This is a genomic window from Nonomuraea sp. NPDC003709, assembly GCF_040610775.1.
GTDB lineage: Bacteria > Actinomycetota > Actinomycetes > Streptosporangiales > Streptosporangiaceae > Nonomuraea > Nonomuraea angiospora_A.
Genome location: NZ_JBEXMW010000006.1, coordinates 88,889 through 105,823 on the forward strand (window position 1 = coordinate 88,889; position 16,935 = coordinate 105,823).

Genomic DNA, 16,935 nt, shown 5'->3' on the forward strand with positions numbered 1-16,935 from the left:
CGTCGACCTCGCAGGGCATGATCAGGGCGTGCCGAACCAGCCGGAGAGTGCTTCGCGCAGGGCGGGCGCGGCGGTGCCGGTGGGTTCGTCGATGGTCGCGGCCCAGGCGATGTGGGCGTCCGGGCGGATCAGCAGGGCGTCGGCCGGCCGAAGGGCGGTCTTGGCGGTGTGGATGTCGACGCGATGCTGCCAGTCTTGGGCGGTTTCGCGCAGGTCCGGGCGGTCGGCGAGGTCGAGCAGGATCGGCCGGGCGGGGTGCAGGAGTTCGGCCACGCTGGTCTTGCCCTGGCCGGTGTGGAGGGTGAGGTCGGGGGCGAAGGCGCCGGCGAGGGGGTGGTGGTCGGAGCCGGGCATCGGGTAGCGGATGTCGGTGCCGGCGACCAGCGCTCCCATGCGGCGCAGCGGCTGCTCGTCGGTGAGGAGTTCCTGGAAGACCTCCCGCAGTGCTTCGGCGGCCGCGTCGTGCCCGCGCCGTAGTGCCACCTGGGCTCGGGTGTGCAGCATGGTACGGGCGCCGGCGAGGTGGCGTTCGCTGTGGTAGGTGTCCAGCAGGCCGGTCGGCGCCCGGCCGTGGAGGTCCACGGCCAGTTTCCAGGCCAGGTTGACGGCATCCAGCATGCCGGCATTGAGCGCCACCCCGGTGGCGGGGAACAGGTGCGCCGCATCGCCGGCCAGCAGGATCCGCCCCTCACGGTAGCGCTCGGCCTGCCGGGCCTTGAACGTGAAGCGCGACAGCCGGAGCGCCTCTCCCACGGGCAGCTCCACGCCGAGCACGCGACGGACGCTGTCCTGCAGTTCGGCGACCGTCATCGGGACGTCGTCGTCGTACTCGGTGCTCTCGTCCTCGATGGTGTAGAGCGAGACGGTCTGGGAGCCGGGCGAGGAGCCGACGCCGAACAGACCACGGTCGGTCCGGGTGAAACCCGCGCGGACAGTGCCGAAGCCGGGCACGTCGAGATCGCCGTTGCCGAGCACGGTCACCTTCTCGGGCAAGGTGACCTGGGCCAGCCGGTTGACCTCCGGATAGATGGTGCCGGGAAAGCCGATGCCGGCCCAGTCGCGGACCCGGCTGCGCGCGCCGTCACAGCCCACCAGGTAGCGGGCGATCACCCGGTACGGCCCGTCCGGGCCGTGCACGTCCACGCTCACCGCGGCCTCGTCCTGGCTCACCCCGGCCACCTCGTGCCCGCGGCGGACGTCGACGCCGAGCTCGCCGGCGCGTTCGTCGAGCAGCCGCTCAAGCAGCTGTTGCGGGAGCGGCAGGGCGTGCAACGGGGGATCCGCCAGCTGGGTGAAGTCCAGGTGCACACCGCCGAAGGGGAAGCGGGGAGCCGGAACAGGGCCGGTGCAGGCCGCTTCGAACCGTTCCAGCAAGCCCCGGTAGCGCAGCAACTCCAGGATCTGCCCGCCGAGACCACCTGCCTTCGGAGTGTCCCGGCGGTGCGGATGCCGCTCCAGCACCAGTGGTCGCACCCCGGCCAAGCGCAGCTCGGCGGCCAGCATCAGGCCGGTCGGACCGGCGCCCACAATGATCACATCTGCGTTCGTCATCGGGTGACTCCTTCACAATCCGTCGTTGTCAGTGACACACGCATCTCGTTACTCCCTGTTTCTGCAGGTTCTGGACGATTCAGCTTTCGACGTCGTCGGCGACGGTGGAGGTCGGGATGCTGAGGATGCCGTCGAACGCGTCGAGGACGGGAGTGTGCAAGTAGGCGCTTTGTATCCGGATGCGATCGGGACCCGGGGCAACGGCCTCTCGGCGTGCCCGGCGGAGGTCGGCGATGCTGAGCCCCAGGCCGGCATCCGCGAAGGCGGCTTCGACGCTTCCCGGCTCGGGCGCCTCCAACGCCGTGTTGTCGATGGCGAAACCGAAGCGCGCGTTCTCGTCGGGGCGCATGTCGGCTGTGTGCCCGGTGGTGCTCGTCAGGCCGAGGGCGAAGTACTCATCGCCGAGTACGCGCTGCAGGTGCTGTCCCATCGGGAGCCCCGTGAGGTGACCGTTGAAGGAGATCGGCACCTTCTGGAGGTGGGCGTTGTGAGCCGCCAGCACGATGCGGGCCCCGGGCTCGAGGCGCTCCAGGTGCCACAGGACCGACCCGGCCATGTAGACGTCGCGGGCCGAAGTGTCGGCGGTCAGCCCGTTTCCGGCGTACAGGCCGGCCATGGCACGGAAGCCGTAGTCGGCGTGGCAGGCGGCCTCGATGCGACGCAGGGCGATGTCATAGCTGTGCTGATCGCCATGGGAGACGTACAGCGCTTCGACAGCGCGGAACCGGATGAGCAGGCGCATCAGGACAGCGCTGAGAGCGTCCTGCTCGGCAGTGGCCAGGCGCGTCCAGGCCGGCGCGGCCGAGGCCGCGGAGGCACCGGCGAACGACGCGGCCATCCGCATCGCCGCCTGGACCGCCGGGAGGGTTTCGGGATCGATCTCGCGGAGGTAGTCGGCGACCGGGGCCAGCGCGGGAAGCAGGGATCCACCGGCCGCCGGGATGTCGATCCCGGCGAAACGTACCGGCACCCCGGCTGTGGCGTTGTGCCGGCGCATCCAGCGCAGCGGCTCATCGACTCCCACGGGGATCGCCTTGGCGAGATGGGCCGACAGATCATCATCCGTCCCCTCCCCCTGGGCCCAGGCGTCAAGGGGGAAGCCTTCGCTGAAGCCGTACTCGAAGGCCAGGACGGTGAAACCGCAGTGTTCGACCAGGAACCGCAGGATGCGCCGGCGCATGAGTGCGAACTCGTTGATGAAGTGGGAGTTCTCACCGATCGCGACGACGCGGGCGTCGCCGATGATGTCGCGTACCGGCTCCAGATCGTCGAGCGGCGCCTCAGGGTCGAGGTGGGTGAGCGGGACGGCCTGGCGGCGAAGCCAGGCGGTGAACGGGTTGGGGTGGGACGAAGCAGGCATGCCGATAACTCGATTCCGAAGTGCTGGAACTGTGAAACGGAGGTGATCTCACAACGTGTAGACCAGCGTGAGCACCTGGAACTCGCGCTCCATCGCCCGACCGGCGATCCCGGCGAGCTCTCCCGTCCCGGAGTTCGGGACGATGCGCCCTTCGCTGCTCTGTTCGGCTCCATCGGCCAGCCCCCAGTGCTGGATGACAAAGGTGCCCTGGCGGCCGTCGAGCGTGCCTTCGATTCGCTCCGAGGCGACGTAGCCACCGCCGGCGCCGCCTTGGACCGTAAGCACCTCGGCGACACCCGCTCCTTCGATCACGCCCTGGTAGCGCTTGCGGATCGTTACCCGGGTCAGCTTGGGCCCCTCGGCGTGCTCGTCATACACCATCTCGTCGAACTCAACGATCTCGAACTCCGCCTTGACGGTGCGCTCTACCTGCGGGTCAGTCATGACGGCTCGTCGCTGCCGGAGCGGGCGCCGCGTTCTGCAGGTCGTCGATGCTGCCGGACATGATCGTGCGGATGTGCTCGCTGATGTGCTGGAGCGGCCAGTCCCACCAGGCCAGAGCGAGGAGACGGTCGATGTCGGCGTCGCTGTAGCGGCGGCGGATGAGTTTGGCAGGGTTTCCGCCGACGATGCCGTAGTCAGGGACGTCGTCGACGACGACGGAACCGGAGGCGATGATCGCTCCGTGGCCGATGCGGACACCCGGCATCACCATGGACCGGTAGCCGAACCAGACGTCATTTCCTACTACGGTGTCACCCCGTACGGGCAGACCGGTGATGAGGTCGAAGTGCTCGGCCCAGGAGCCGCCCATGATCGGGAAAGGGAACGTCGAGGGCCCGTCCATGCGGTGGTTGGCGCCGTTCATGATGAACCGCACGCCCTCCCCCAGCGCGCAGAACTTCCCGATGACCAGCTTTTCCGGCCCGTAGTGGTACAGCACGTTGCGGGCCTCGAAGGCGGTCGGATCATCCGGGTCGTCGTAGTAGGAGAACTCTCCGATCTCGATCAGCGGCGAGGTGACCAGAGGCCTCAGCAGCACCACCCGCGGCTGCTCGGGCATGGGATGCACCACGGTCGGGTCGGCAGGAATGGGCATCAAAAAACGTCTTCTTTCCGAGGAGGTGAGGGTGGAGTCCTTGGGACCTGAGAGCTCTTATCGGTACGGAACGCACCGTACCGATAGGATGATGTCCAATGGGGGCTTCCGATGTCAAGTACGGCACGTACCGTACCGATAAGGTGTCGGCATGACCGACACGCCCCATCGCCGCGGCGCCGACCGGACCGAGGCCATCATGCGGACCACGCTGGAGCTCGGCCAGGAGATCGGCTACGCCAAACTGAGCATTGAAGCGGTCGCCGCCCGTGCGGGCGCGAGCAAGCAGACCATCTACCGCCGATGGTCGTCCAAGGGCGCCCTGCTGCTCGACTCGCTGTTGTCGCTGAACGAGCCCGGCCTGGACTATCCCGACACCGGCGACATCGTCGCCGACCTGCGCGCGCAGATCCGCGCGGCCGTCGACCTGCTGGCCACGCCACCCTTCGGCCCCTTGTACAAGGCCCTGATCAGTGAGGCCCAGCACAATCCCGAGGTCGCCGCCGCACTCAACGAGCGCTTCATCACCCCGCAGGCGGACAAGACCGTCGCCCGGCTGAAAGCGGCCCGCGACCAGGGCCAGCTGTCACCCGGCTTCGACCTCGACCTGGCGATGGCGATCCTGTCCGGCCCGCTGTACTTCCAGCTCCTGATCACTCAGGAACACCTGACCTATGAGTATGTCGACCGGATCCTCGACGCTCTCTTCGCCGGGATGGGGCCCTCGCCACGCTCGGCGGTTTCATAGGCGCCGGGGAGCCCGCTGCGGGAGGTCGATGCCGGCCGAGCGCATTCTTGCCTCGAACAACTCATCCAGCCGAGCCCAGGCCGGCTTCTGCTCTTGTCCGTGGTGGCTGAGCAGGCTGTACCGAATCGCGCCGTCGGCGCGGGCCCGGAGTCCGGCCGGGATCGGCAGCAGCGAGGGATGGGCGAGGAAGTGGTCGGCCATGGCTGTGGCGAGTTCGTCGATCCGGGGGTCGTCCGGCTCCCACTCGGCGGCACACCACAGGCGTTTGACCAAGGAGACGTACCGAGGGTCGTCGAGGGCACGCTCGACCTTGGTGACATAGTCGTCGAAGCCTTCCGGCACCAGGGCCCTGATCAGCACCAAGCCCTCCCGGGCCATCGTCACGTCGTCCGGGGTGAAGCCCAGCTCGGCGGCCACCCTGTCCAGCTTCGTGAGAACGCGGTCGGGCAGCAGAGCCCGATCGCCGGTGGCGAGCCGGCGCAGCGTGTCGCGCCGCGCGATCAGATCGTCGATCCGGTCGGTGAGGCGCCGTTCGACGTCGACGAGCGCGGCGGCGAGCCGGTCAGGGTCGGCGTCGAGTATGGCCCCGATCTCGGCCAGCGGCACTCCGGCGGCGGCCAGCGTCCGGATCTGGACCAGCCGCAGCAGGTCGGCCGATCCGTAGCGGCGGTAGCCGGAGCTGTCGCGGCAGGGTTCGTCGATCAGGCCGTGCTTGTGGTAGTGCGCGCATCTGTTCCATCTCCTCCCGGCTGCCGCCGAGGTTGGCACCCGTGGCGACCACGTACCGGACCGGACAGGTCACACCGTCCAGGACCGGGCCGAGGGCGGCGCAGACCTCGACGAGCTCGATGTTGCTCTGGGCATGTGCCTCGACGGACATCTTCGCGCACAAGTGCAGGGGGCGGAGCATCGGAAACAGCCAGCCCCACCGGCGGAACAGCCCCCGGATCCGTTCCGGGGTGACGGTGTCGGTCCAGCCGTGCGGGTACGCGCCGTCCACGGACACCACTCCCAGGACGCGGTCCGGGTTCCGGCCGGCCCAGTGCAGCGCGACCGGCGCGCCGTAGGACCAGCCGACCAGCAGCGGCCGGTCAACGCCCCTCGCCTTGAGGACGGCGTCGACGTCACGGACGTGCGCCTCGAACGAGGCGGCCGCCGCCGAACGCCTCGATCGGCCGCGGGCCCGCATGTCGTAGGTGATGTGCCGGTATTCGCCGCCGAGTTCGGCGATGACGCGCCGCCAGTACGACTGCGTGGCGAACTGTCCATTGAGGTAGACCACGGGCCGGCCGGGCCCACCGATGTCGGTCACGGCCAGCGCGGTGTCGTCGACCGGAACCATGCCGGTCCAGGTGGAGTTCAGGTCGGTCACCCGTTCAGCGTGCACGCTGACCCAAGGTCAAGGTTAACCCTGGGGGTCGAACGGCTCGCCTTCCCCCGCTAGGGACGGAGCACGATCTTGCCGTGAGTGTGCCGCTGTTCCAGCTCGCGGTACGCGTCCCGTACCTGCTCCAGTGGGTAGGTGCGGGCGATCGGCACTTCGAGCTCCCCACGCGCGGCGAGCCGGGCCAGCTCGCCGACCACGACCGCGCACGCCGCGGCGCCTTCTCCGTCGGTACGCGCACCGACCTTGGCCGCGGCCTGCCAGTCGCAGATCGTGTTGATCCGCTCGGGCCGCACGCCCAGCTCCACTGCCAGCTCCACGTAGCCGTCGCCGAACGTGTCGATGAACGCGTCGACCTTCCCGCCGCAGGCTCCCCGGATCCGCTCGGCCACACCCTCCCCGTACGCGACCGGAACGACACCGCGATCCTTCAACCAAGCGTGGTTCGGCTCGCTCGCCAGCCCGATCACCGTGGCGCCGCGCCGCCGCGCGAGCTGGACGGCAAGGGACCCGACGCCGCCCGCCGCGCCGGACACGACGACCGTGTCGCCCGGTCCGGGGTCGACCGCGAACACGGTGGCGTACGCCGTCGTGCCGGCCACGTACAACGACCCGGCCACCTCCCAGGACAGCCCCTTCGGACGCGGGGTCAGCTGCACATCGTCCACCACGACGAACTCCGCGTGGCTCGCCCTCTGGTGAGTGAAGCCGAGAACCTCGTCGCCCACCGCGACACCACGGACCTCCGGACCGACCTCCACCACGAGTCCGGCCAGATCGCTGCCCTGCCCGGAGGGGAACGTCGCCGGCCAGCGCTCGTGCCGTGCACCCTGCCGGATCATCACCTCGCCGGGCTGGATCCCGGCCGCGCGGACCTCGACCAGCACCTGCCCGGGGCCGGGCACCGGACGCTCCACCTCCTCCACCCGCAGGACATCGATCCCGCCGTACTCGTGGAACCGCACCGCCTTCATCGCCTGATCACCGCTCTTCCTCGTTCGGACGGGCCTTCACACTGCCATCGCCCTTGATGGTCGAGGAACGGAGCGGTCTTCCTAGGACCGACGCTCCGATGATGCGTTCAACTACCGATTCGGGGATGCATCGCGACGCCTCCCGCCGGAGGGGCGCTGCGCATGCTGGGTGAGCGCCATGACCGCCATCCCCGCCGAGGGACGACGAGCCGGCTCGGCCGCCGCACCGTCCGGCGCCTGTTCCGGGCGGAGAGGTTTGGCCACACAGCAGGGCGCCGCAGTTCATGAACCCTGCTCGGCTCCGGTCAGCATGGCGACCATGCTGTGGGGTGCGTCGTCGCCGAACATGACCGTGTAGATGTCGTCGTCTGCGGCTTCGGCGGCGGCGCGCGTGAACATGGCTTGTTCGTACTCGGCGAGTGCGGCCTCGACGTCGTCGGGGCGGGCGGCGATGGCCTGGCCGAGTGCGGCGCCGTCCTGCATGGCCAGGTTGGCGCCTTCGCCGTTCGGGGGCATGAGGTGGGCCGCGTCGCCGAGCAGGGTCACACCCGATGTTCGATTCCAGCGGTGTCCGGTCGGCAGGGTGAAGAGGCGGCGTAGGACCGGCGGGGTGTCGCTGTCGGTGATCAGGGCGGTGAGCTCGGGAGCCCAGCCGTCGAACTCCTCGACGACACGCGCGGTCACGGTTGCGGCATCGGTGAGATCGATGCCGGCTAGCCAGTCCTGTGGTTTCACCAGCTGCGCGTAGCTGTGCAGGGTTCCGCCGCTCTCCCGATGGGCCAGGATTCCCTTACCCGGCGTGAGCGCGAACAGCGATCCGGCGCCGACCGCCTTCGCGGTGGCGGGATGGCGGGTGTCACCGTCGAACAGGAACGTCTCGATGACCGAGACGCCGACGTACTCGGGGGTGGCGCCCGAGAGCAGCGGACGAACCCGCGACCACGCGCCGTCCGCGCCGACGAGCAGACTCGTGACGGCGGTGGTGCCGTCGGCCAGGCCCACCTTGTAGCGGCCCTCGTCCAGGGTCTGCACGCCGGTCACCTTGCACCCCCACCGGACGATGCCGTGCGGAAGTGAATCGAGCAGCAGTTGCCGCAGCTCGCCGCGCTGCACCTCGGGACGCTCGCCCGTGCCGTCGTCGGGCCGGTCGAGCAGCACGGTCCCCTTTCGGTCGAGGACCCGGTAGGACTCGCGGCCCTCCAGGACGAGCTCGCGAAACCCCTCGATCAGGCCGGCCGCCTCGAGCGCCGGTTGGCCGTTCCAGGGGTGGATGTCGAGCATCCCGCCCTGACGGCGCGCGGCCGGTGAGGGCTCCGCTTCATAGACGGTGACGGGGATGCCGTGTACGTGCAGGACGCGGGCCAGCACCAGACCGCCGAGGCCGGCACCGATGATCGTGACCGGGGTCGTCATGGTGTTCCCTCCAGAGGGGTTTGGATCGACGATCCAATCAAGCTAGCACGACTTTGGATCGACGATCCAAACATGCGATAATGCGACCATGGCGAACAAGGCTCAGCGGACCCCGCGGCGCACGGACGGGCTGTCCAAGGAGCTGATCGTCAAGGCCGCGACCGAGATCCTCGACGCCGACGGCGAGACCGCGCTGACCTTCCGTGCGCTCACCACTCGCCTGAGCACCGGCTACGGGGCGATCTACCACCATGTCGCGAACAAGAGCGATCTGCTCGCGGCGGCCACCGCCGACGTCATGGCCGGCGTGATGACCGGCGTGGTCATCGATACGGAGCCGCGGGAAGCTCTGCGTGCTGTCGCATCAGGCCTGTTCGACGCGATCGACGCGCACCCCTGGGTCGGCGCTCAACTGTCCCGGGAGCCGTGGCGTCCCGCGCTGCTGGAGATCTACGAGTGCATCGGCAGGCTGCTCGATGCGCTCGGCGTTCCCGAGCATGCACTTTTCGATGCCGCGGGCGCGCTCGTGAACTACGTGCTCGGTGTCGCCGGGCAGAATGCCGCGAACGCCCGGGTCCTTGCCAGCAGCGAGGCGGACCGCTCGGCCCTCCTGGACACCGTCGCCGCACAATGGTCGCAGCTGGACCCCGGCAAGTACCCGTTCGTGGTGAGAGCGGCGACGCAGCTGCGCGAGCACGACGACCGCGAACAGTTCCTCTCCGGCGTCGACATCTTCCTGGCCGGCATCGCGACCCTTCGCTAGACGACCACCACCTGCAAAGGGGCTGTTCCAGCGTGTCACCCAGCGCGCCGCGACGCTCTACCGCTGCCTGGCGTGAGCCTCCGGGACGGGCATGTTGATCAGCAGGGCCGCCAGCGCGGCGGCCAGGAGCAGGACTCCCGCCCCCCACGCCGTCGCGGTCGTGTACCCGTGGACCAGCGCCCGCGCCTGCGGAAGGCCCGCGCGCAGAGAGGCGGCGGTGGCCGCGGTGGCGACCGTGTTGAGCAGCGCGGCGCCGAGCGAGCCGCCCACCTGCTGGGCGGTGTTGACCATGGCCGAGGCCACGCCGGCCTCCCGGCGGTCGACGCCTTGGGTCACGGCGCTGAACCCAGGGGTGATGACACAGCCGATCCCCCCGCCCAGCAGCACCTCGGCCGGCACGATCACGGTGAGGTAGTCGCTCTCGGGAGTGAGCCCGGTGAGCAGCAGCAGGCCGGTGGCCGTGACGAGCAGCCCGGGTACGATGAGCAGCCGTGCGGGCACCCGCGGCAGCAACGGACTGGCGATGCCGAACGCGCTGGCCGCCACGGCCAACGTCATGGGCAGAAAGGCCAGCCCCGCCTGGAACGGCGAGTAGCCCAATACCGCCTGAAAATGGTACGTGAGCAGCAGCGACATGCCGAACAGCCCGACGATCGCCAGCCCCGAGGCCACGCAGGCGCCACCCCGGTTGCGCTCCCACAACAGGCGCAGGGGCAGCAGCGGCTGAGCGGCCCGCGACTCCCACAGGACGAACGACGCCAGCAACAGCACGGCCGCCCCGAGCGGGACGATCACCTGAGCCGCTCCCCATCCGGCCGCCACCACCTGCGTGCACGCGTACACCACGGCGACGAGCCCGCTCGTCACCAGCAGCACGCCGGGCACGTCGAAGCGCTGCCTGCCCTGGGACTCGCCATCGGCCAGCACCCAGAGCCCGGCCAGACCGGCCGCCAGCCCGATGATCATGTTCACGTACAGGCACCAGCGCCACGACGCGAACTCCGTCAGCAGACCGCCCGCCAGCAGCCCGACCGCTCCCCCGCCGCTGGCGATCGCGCCGTAGACCGCGAACGCTTTGGCCCGCTCCTTCGGCTCGGTGAACGTCACGGCCAGCAGTGACAGCGCGGTAGGGGTCAGGACCGCGGCGAAGGCGCCCTGCAACGCCCGGCCCGCGACCAGCATGGGAAAGTTCACCGCCGCACCCCCGATGGCCGAGGCGGCCATGAACCCGGCCAGCCCGGCCAGGAAGGCCCGCTTGCGTCCGAGGTAGTCGGCGATCCGCCCGCCCAGCAGCAACAGGCCCGCGAAGGCCAGCGTGTACGCGGTCACCACCCACTGCCGGTCGGCGTCGGACGGATGCAGGGCCTGCTGCGCCGAGGGCAACGCGATATTCATGATCGTCGCGTCCAGGGCCACCATCAGCTGAGCCACGGAGACGACGGAGAGGGCGACCCACCGCCGGGATCCGGTCATCGCTACGCGTCGTCGGCCATCGGGCTGAACTGGATGCCCGCCAACCGCCACGAGCCCTCCTGCTTCACCCACACCTGGGACACCCGCACCCGCAGCGCCACCGGCCGGCCGTGCGAGGTCGCCTTGTTGCTCTGCACGTTGCGGACGATCGCGGCGTCGCCATACATCCGGATGTCGATCCGGCTGGTGTCCAGGGCGTGGTACTCGAACTGGGCGTGACGGCCGATCCACTGCTCCTTGTCGAGCACGTACCCCTTGGGACCGATCGACCGGAAGTCGTCGGCCAGCAACTCGCGCAAGCGGTCGGCGTCCGCGGCCAGCTCGGCCTCGTCGAACTGCCGCTGCAGGCTTAAGACCGCCTCTTTCTCCGTGTCCGTCATGAAGCCGAGCATAGGCGTGGCCGCGAAAATGGGAACCGGATAATGCCGGGTGCGAGAAAATGTCCGGTGAATGTCCGGTCCATGACCTGTCACCCATTGATCGTCATCGGCCAGACTCTCTTTCAGCCGAAGCCGGCGAAAGAATGTGAGGCGAGCATCGCCACCCGGCATATCGCGGTCACGAACGCCTGGCTCATCCCCCACCGTCCCAACCGAAACCCGCGAAACAGGAGAGTGCGGATGCGGATCGGCAAACTCGTCCTCGCGGCCACCTCTGTGCTCATCGGAGGAGCCGCGCTGTTCGCGACCCCGGCGACGGCCGGAGCCGCCGCCCTGGCTCCCTGCCGCGTGGTCGCCGACACACACGGAGGGTCGTTGCGGCTCTGGTACTGCGACGGCACCGGTGGAACAAGGAACGGCTATCACGGGCAAGCGGTGGGCGCCTTCGAAGGCGACCAGCTGTTCCTCAGAAGCGCCGCCGGCACCAAGACCGCCGTGGTGAACATCCCCCGGAACGGCAATTACGACACCGCCACAGTCGGTCGCCAGGGAGGGCCATGGAAAGCCTGCTACGACCCTTGGCCAACGGCTCCGGGCGTAGGGGACGAATTCTGCACCGCGGCGGGCTGGTGACCCGAGGGTCCACGCTCCCGCACTCGCGTGCAGGAGCAATTCCGGCCCCGGTGCTGGGAGAACGGTGTTGCAGTCACATCCGGCTCCCTGTGGCGCGCCAGGTCGGAGACCGGATCCCGACCTGGCGCAACAAGCCGGTAGCAGGCGCTTCGGTCATGAAGAGGTCGCTCAGGAAGGGCTCGATCCGGGCCTGCATCGTGCCATCCGCTCCGCGGGAGAACGGCCAAATGCGGGTTCTTTCTCCGCCTCGATTCCTAAATCGCGGCCACCATGCGGAGAATTTTTTGTCCGGGTCGTCATTGACACCGTAGTGGTGGGCGAGCCACGGGAGCCGACGCGTGAACTCGGCTTTGTCGTCGAATTCCCATTCCTCTGTCGCCCGTTCGTACGCACGCCTGGGCCGTCCCTTGACCTGCTCGTCCGCTCGTGTCGGTAATTATGCGACAGCTCGAGAATGCGATCGGGACGGTCGACGGCCTTTTCGAAGTCCTCTCGGCCCAGACTGATCAGCCATGGTGATGTAGAAGGCAGCGTACATGCCGCCGGGTGCCGGCCTCCGCGGCGGAGCGCTCAACCAGGTCCCAGAAACCGTCGATGATCACGGCATCCGGAGGGACTTCCCGCTTACCCGCCGCCTACTGGCTGTCGGAGGCACCGCGCCGCACGAACGGTGACGCCGATGCGTGCCACGGCGGTCGAGGACGCCCACGGGGCTTCTGAGACGCTCGGCCCGCATCGAGGGCGGACCTGGGCTCAGGGCTGGTCGCACAACCCGAGCGGGGGTCGTCGAGGCTGCCGCGATTGATCATGCTTCATTGAACAGAGTATTGTCGCCGGGCATGCCAGAAAGATCCACACTGGCGCTGACCGTCATAGTCGCGTCCACTGCCTTCGACCGGACCGGGGCACGGGAGGACGGGCAAACAGCACGTCCAGGCAGGCGACTGTTGCGGCAGTGGTCGGCGCTAGCCGCAAGGGCCGCTTGCGGCAGGACCCGCACGACCTACCGGATCGGACGGTAGCCGGCTCCTACGCGAGCCACGGAAGAAGCAGATCACGCGCCTCGGCGGCCGCGTGCGCGCGTGACGTTGAAATACGGGGAGACCGACCATGAACACCATCAGAAAGACCGCCTTGGCCCTGGCTGCGACGAGCGTGCTCAGCGGCCGCGGGGGCGACGCCGAGCCGGCTGAGAAGGGCGCTTCACCTCCCTCGACGTCGGCCGCGACGGCACAGGATAAGAGACGCCAGTTCGAATCCGTCAAGGCGGACTGCATGAAGCAGAAGGGCTTCAGATACATCGCCTACGTGCCGCAAGAAGATCCCATGACCGCACACCGGTCAGCCGGATCTCGTAGGCGATCTCCTCGCCGAACCTCCCCACGAGTTCCTGGCGGATGCGGGCAGTGCGGCGGTGATCCTCACGGCCGGGGCACGACTCCGTTGCTGAGGGCGTCGAACAGGCGCTCCAGGCGGGCGCGGTGATCGTCTGCGACGGTGTCGGCCGGGTCGCCGGCGATCAGGCGCCGGGCGGTCTCCACCAGCACGACGGTGTAGCCGGCGATGAAGAAGGCGGCGAGCAAAGGGGCGTCGCCGTCGAAGAGCGGGTCGCGTTCGAGCTCGCCGGCGAGAGTCCGTTGGAGGTCGGAGGCGATTTCCCTGGCGCGGGCGACCAGCGTGGGCGAGGCCGCGACGGTCCGGAAGAAGGGGGCGGACCCGTCCTTGAGGCCGGACAGGGCGTGCCGCTCCTCGAGGAGGCGGAACGCCGTCTCGCGCAGGGACTGGAGCACTCCGGCGTCCGGGGCGCGGTCGTGTACCGCTGAGCGCAGGAGCCCGACGGCGTCGACCTCGCGGTCCAGCAGGAGGTCCTCCTTGCGCGGGAAGTGCTTGAAGACCGTCACGGCCGAGACCCCGGCCTCCCGTGCGACCTCGGTGACCGTGACCGTGTCGAATCCGCGTTCGAGGAACAGCCTGGTCGCGACCTCCGAGATCTTCGCGCGTGTCTGCGGTCCGCCTCGCGCTCCGGTCCTGGGCATCCCGACCTCACTTTCTTGTGCCACTTAACTTAGTCGCATAACCTAGTGGCGTGTCCTTCGAACAGACCACTGTCATTGTCGCCGGAGCAACCCCCCAGCGGGCCGCGCTCCACCGCGACCACGGCCCGCGCGAGCGGCCGGATTGCCCTGACCAGGGTCCCCGTCGGGATCACGACGTGAAGGGGGTCCTCCATGAATGAGATGGCTGCTCGTACTCCCCGGTCGCTGCGGGAGGCGTGGGTCGCGTTGGCGGGGCTGTCGGCGGTGTTCCTCTTCGAGATGCTGGACAACTCGATCCTGAACGTCGCGCTGCCCGTGATCGGACGCGAGCTGCACGCCTCGACGATCGCGTTGCAGTGGGTGACGGGCGCCTATGCGGTCGTGTTCGGCGGGTTGATGCTGGCGTTCGGCGCGATCGCCGATCGGTTCGGCCGGCGGCGGATCATGCTGATCGGGCTGGTCCTGCTCGGCGTGGCGAGCCTGGCGACCGCCGTGGTCACCACCGCCGAGCAGCTGATCGCCGTCCGGGCGACGATGGGGGTCGCCGCGGCGATGACGACCCCGGGATCGATGGCGCTGGCGTTCCGGCTGTTCGACGAGGACGGCCTGCGCGTGCGCGCAGTGACCCTCATCTCGACCGTCGGCCTGGTCGGGCTCGCGATCGGCCCGACGACGGGCGGCCTGGTGCTGGCGATCGTGCCCTGGCAGGCTCTGCTGCTGGTGAACGTGCCGATCGCCGTGCTCGCGTTCCTCGGCGTGCGCTCCGGCATCGCCGCCGACGACCCGGCAGACCTCCACCGCGACCCGCTCGACGTCCCCGGGATGCTGCTGGGCACGGGGACGATCGTGCTCGCACTCCTCGCGCCGACGCTGTTCGTGGACGAGGGCGCCGGCTCATGGGTGCCCTGGGCGACCACCGCCGCGGCCGCCGCGACGGCGATCTGCTTCGTCCTGCGCGAGCGCCTGGCCCGCCATCCGCTGCTCGACCTGAAGCTCCTCGCCCTTCCCCTGGTTTCCAGCGGCCTGGCCTACAAGGCCGCCACCGGGCTGGCGACCGCCGGACTCGGTTACCTGGTGACGCTGCAGTTGCAGCTCGACTGGGGCTGGACGCCCGCACAGGCAGCCATCGGGATGCTGCCGCAGGTCGTCGTCCTCATTGCGGGCAGCGCGTTCGTCAACCCGTTCGTGCAGCGCGTCGGCCTGGACCGGGCCGCCTGGATCAGCGCCGCGGCGGTCGTGTCCGGCCTCGCCGTCTACGGCCTGCTCGGCCGGGTCGGCTACCTGTGGGTCGCGATCGCGCTTGTCCTCGTGGCGGCCGGGATGCGCGTGGTCGGCGTCGTCGCCGGGCTCAACGTGGTCCGCGGCCTCCCCGACAACCGGACCACGATCGGCACCGCGCTCGTCGACACCGCCACCGAGGTCACCTCCGGCACCGGCATCGCCATCACCGGCACCATCCTCGCCGCCCTGTTCACCGGCGACATCGCCACCTCCCACTGGAGCCCGCAGCAGACCGGCGAGTTCGACCAGGCCGTCACCATCGCGGGCCTCACCCTCACCACCGTCGCGGCGGCCCTCGTCGGCTGGGGAATCGCCCGCACCCGGTACGCCGCCGGCAACCAGGCGGCCGCTCCCCTCGACGACGCCGTCCCCCAGGACGCCTGACATCCTCCGCCGCAACGCCCGCATCATCATCATCATCAAAGGAGCACAGAGGACGGCCTCCCGTTCGGCCACCCGCTGCGCATCGCGGGCGAATGGGGCCTCCGGCATCCGGACCGCCCCGTGACCTGGCTGAACACCGGGATCGGCCGCAACAAGGTGATGGACCTCGAAGCCCGCCGGCAGGCGGACGTGCTCGACGCGCGCCCGGATGTGGTGTCGTGACCCGGCCTTCGGGCCGCCCTCTTCATCGCCGGTTACGGCACCCTGATGGTGGAGAACGCGCGTCGCCTCATCGCGACAGGGGCTTCAGCTCGTCGGCGACCAGCTTGACCACCAGATCGTCCAGGGCCAGCACGGCGTACTCCGAGACGTGATGCTCGGTCTTGTCGCCCGACGAGACACCGTCGGCCCCGTACGTGAGAAAGGTGAAACGCCCCATGGTGAGCTGGGCGAGTTGGCGGTAGATGTACTCGCCCTGGGCGTCGAGGCCCGACGAGGCGATCGGCTCGATCTTGATGCCACGTTCGGCGGCCCGGCGGGCCTCGGTCAGGTAGTCCGGCCCGTCGTAGTCGAGGTGCGGCGGGGCGTCGGCGATGAGGAAGACCAGCTTGACGGCGTCCTCGCGCCAGGCCGGCTTGGCCAGCGCCTCGGCGAGCGCCGCGTTCAGGTCCTCGGGGGTGTCACCGCCGCCTTCGGCCCGAACTGCGGTGAGCTGCTCGCGGAACGTTCCCACGTCGGCGGTGAAGTCGGTGGTCCTGGTGACGTATTCGTCGCCCTTGTCGCGATAAAGCGTCATGCCGAGCTCCAGTTCGGGCCCCGCCGTCAGCTTGGCGATGCGTGCGGCGACCGAGTCGACGCTGGCGGTCAGGCGGCCGATCTCGTCGCCCATCGAGCCGGTGGTGTCGATGAGGAACAGCACCTGCAGCTTGGCCCGGCCTTCCGGTCCGGTGACGGGCAGCTTGACCTTGGGCGCCTGGCCGGTGGCCGCGGCGGTGGCTCCGCCGTACGAGACGGTGATCCGGCCGTCACCGAAGATCAGCGCGCGTCCGTCGGCGTAGGTGCGCGCCTGCTGATCTCCAGCCTGTACGGTGGCGCCGGACAGCGGCCGGCCGCCCCTGTCCGTCACGGTCACGATCCGGCGCCCGCGGACATCGGCGTCGCGCACCTCCTGGTCGCCGTCGGCGAACTTCTTCCGGTAGTCGAGGTAGGCGGTGAAGGCGGCGTTGTCGTCGACGCTGCCCGCGCGTAACCCCGATTGCCCCTGGGCTCCGGACCTCGGTTCGGGGGCATCGGCGGCGGTCGTATCCGCTGCGCCACAGGCGGTCAGGAGGATGACGGACAATGGCAGGACGGCGAGACGTACACGGTGACGTGTCATGACCTTTCCGACGGAAGGATCGGCACGGGCGTTCGAGCCCGGGCCACACGGTGACCGTGCCGTGCCCGACGTGTGACC

Annotated in this window: 15 protein-coding genes and 1 pseudogene; 4 read left to right on the forward strand and 12 right to left on the reverse strand. The window is 69.4% G+C overall.

Translation table 11 applies throughout. The features are described 5' to 3' along the window. Positions 1–21: 21 nt before the first annotated feature. The 4 genes from ABZX61_RS19590 to ABZX61_RS19605 all read right to left on the reverse strand — a co-directional run bounded on the left by ABZX61_RS19590 (position 22) and on the right by ABZX61_RS19605 (position 4,010). A complete protein-coding gene (locus ABZX61_RS19590; RefSeq protein WP_355196294.1) occupies positions 22–1,551 on the reverse strand; it encodes an FAD-dependent monooxygenase in 1,530 nt (509 codons plus the stop codon). Positions 1,552–1,630: 79 nt separating this feature from the next. After that, positions 1,631–2,911, reverse strand: a complete 1,281-nt coding sequence (locus ABZX61_RS19595) for an erythromycin esterase family protein (RefSeq protein ID WP_355196296.1) — start codon at positions 2,909–2,911, stop codon at positions 1,631–1,633. A 48-nt stretch (positions 2,912–2,959) separates the two neighbouring features. Then, the gene (locus ABZX61_RS19600) at positions 2,960–3,355 is read right to left on the reverse strand and encodes a DUF3224 domain-containing protein (protein ID WP_355196298.1); all 396 of its coding nucleotides are present in this window, start codon (positions 3,353–3,355) and stop codon (positions 2,960–2,962) included. After that, positions 3,348–4,010 carry a CatB-related O-acetyltransferase gene (locus ABZX61_RS19605; RefSeq protein WP_355196300.1) on the reverse strand — a complete coding sequence of 221 codons (663 nt, stop codon included), beginning with the start codon at positions 4,008–4,010 and terminating at the stop codon, positions 3,348–3,350. Before ABZX61_RS19605 ends, ABZX61_RS19600 begins: the two co-directional genes overlap by 8 nt. Positions 4,011–4,161: 151 nt before the next feature. Between ABZX61_RS19605 and ABZX61_RS19610 the strand changes: the two genes are divergently transcribed. Beyond that, on the forward strand, positions 4,162–4,758 hold the full coding sequence (locus ABZX61_RS19610) for a TetR/AcrR family transcriptional regulator (protein WP_355196302.1): 597 nt from the start codon (positions 4,162–4,164) through the stop codon (positions 4,756–4,758). Here ABZX61_RS19610 and ABZX61_RS19615 read toward each other — a convergent pair. From ABZX61_RS19615 to ABZX61_RS19630, 4 genes and pseudogenes are all read right to left on the reverse strand, one after another. Beyond that, positions 4,753–5,421 (reverse strand): annotated as a pseudogene (locus ABZX61_RS19615) (MerR family transcriptional regulator); the annotation flags it as partial. The gene ABZX61_RS19610 and the pseudogene ABZX61_RS19615 overlap by 6 nt on opposite strands. Next, entirely contained in the window at positions 5,321–6,130 is an 810-nt protein-coding gene (locus tag ABZX61_RS19620) for an alpha/beta fold hydrolase (protein ID WP_355196304.1), read from the reverse strand. The pseudogene ABZX61_RS19615 and the gene ABZX61_RS19620, both read right to left, overlap by 101 nt. 68 nt (positions 6,131–6,198) lie before the next feature. Further along, positions 6,199–7,116, reverse strand: coding sequence for an NADP-dependent oxidoreductase (locus tag ABZX61_RS19625; protein ID WP_355196306.1), 918 nt, complete (start codon positions 7,114–7,116; stop codon positions 6,199–6,201). Between the two features lie 282 nt (positions 7,117–7,398). Next, positions 7,399–8,529, reverse strand: a complete 1,131-nt coding sequence (locus ABZX61_RS19630) for an NAD(P)/FAD-dependent oxidoreductase (RefSeq protein ID WP_355196308.1) — start codon at positions 8,527–8,529, stop codon at positions 7,399–7,401. Positions 8,530–8,617: 88 nt separating this feature from the next. Here ABZX61_RS19630 and ABZX61_RS19635 point away from each other — a divergent pair, with 88 nt between their 5' ends. Further along, positions 8,618–9,292 (forward strand): TetR/AcrR family transcriptional regulator C-terminal domain-containing protein, encoded by a 675-nt coding sequence (locus tag ABZX61_RS19635; RefSeq protein ID WP_355196310.1) that lies wholly within the window; start codon positions 8,618–8,620, stop codon positions 9,290–9,292. Positions 9,293–9,349: 57 nt separating this feature from the next. Here ABZX61_RS19635 and ABZX61_RS19640 read toward each other — a convergent pair whose 3' ends face one another. Then, positions 9,350–10,765, reverse strand: coding sequence for an MFS transporter (locus ABZX61_RS19640; RefSeq protein WP_355196312.1), 1,416 nt, complete (start codon positions 10,763–10,765; stop codon positions 9,350–9,352). Positions 10,766–10,767: 2 nt separating this feature from the next. After that, complete coding sequence (locus ABZX61_RS19645) at positions 10,768–11,145, reverse strand: nuclear transport factor 2 family protein (RefSeq protein WP_355196314.1); 378 nt, start codon at positions 11,143–11,145, stop codon at positions 10,768–10,770. Between the two features lie 240 nt (positions 11,146–11,385). Between ABZX61_RS19645 and ABZX61_RS19650 the strand changes: the two genes are divergently transcribed. Beyond that, complete coding sequence (locus ABZX61_RS19650; RefSeq protein ID WP_355196316.1) at positions 11,386–11,778, forward strand: hypothetical protein; 393 nt, start codon at positions 11,386–11,388, stop codon at positions 11,776–11,778. A gap of 1,421 nt (positions 11,779–13,199) precedes the next feature. Here ABZX61_RS19650 and ABZX61_RS19655 read toward each other — a convergent pair. After that, positions 13,200–13,814: a TetR/AcrR family transcriptional regulator gene (locus tag ABZX61_RS19655; RefSeq protein WP_355196318.1), complete on the reverse strand. Its 615-nt coding sequence runs from the start codon at positions 13,812–13,814 to the stop codon at positions 13,200–13,202. A gap of 192 nt (positions 13,815–14,006) precedes the next feature. On the opposite strand from ABZX61_RS19655, the gene ABZX61_RS19660 reads away from it, so the two are divergent. Next, a complete protein-coding gene (locus ABZX61_RS19660) occupies positions 14,007–15,479 on the forward strand; it encodes an MFS transporter (protein WP_355196320.1) in 1,473 nt (490 codons plus the stop codon). 289 nt (positions 15,480–15,768) lie between these two features. Here ABZX61_RS19660 and ABZX61_RS19665 read toward each other — a convergent pair whose 3' ends face one another. Beyond that, entirely contained in the window at positions 15,769–16,857 is a 1,089-nt protein-coding gene (locus ABZX61_RS19665; protein ID WP_355196322.1) for a vWA domain-containing protein, read from the reverse strand. Positions 16,858–16,935 lie beyond the last annotated feature (78 nt).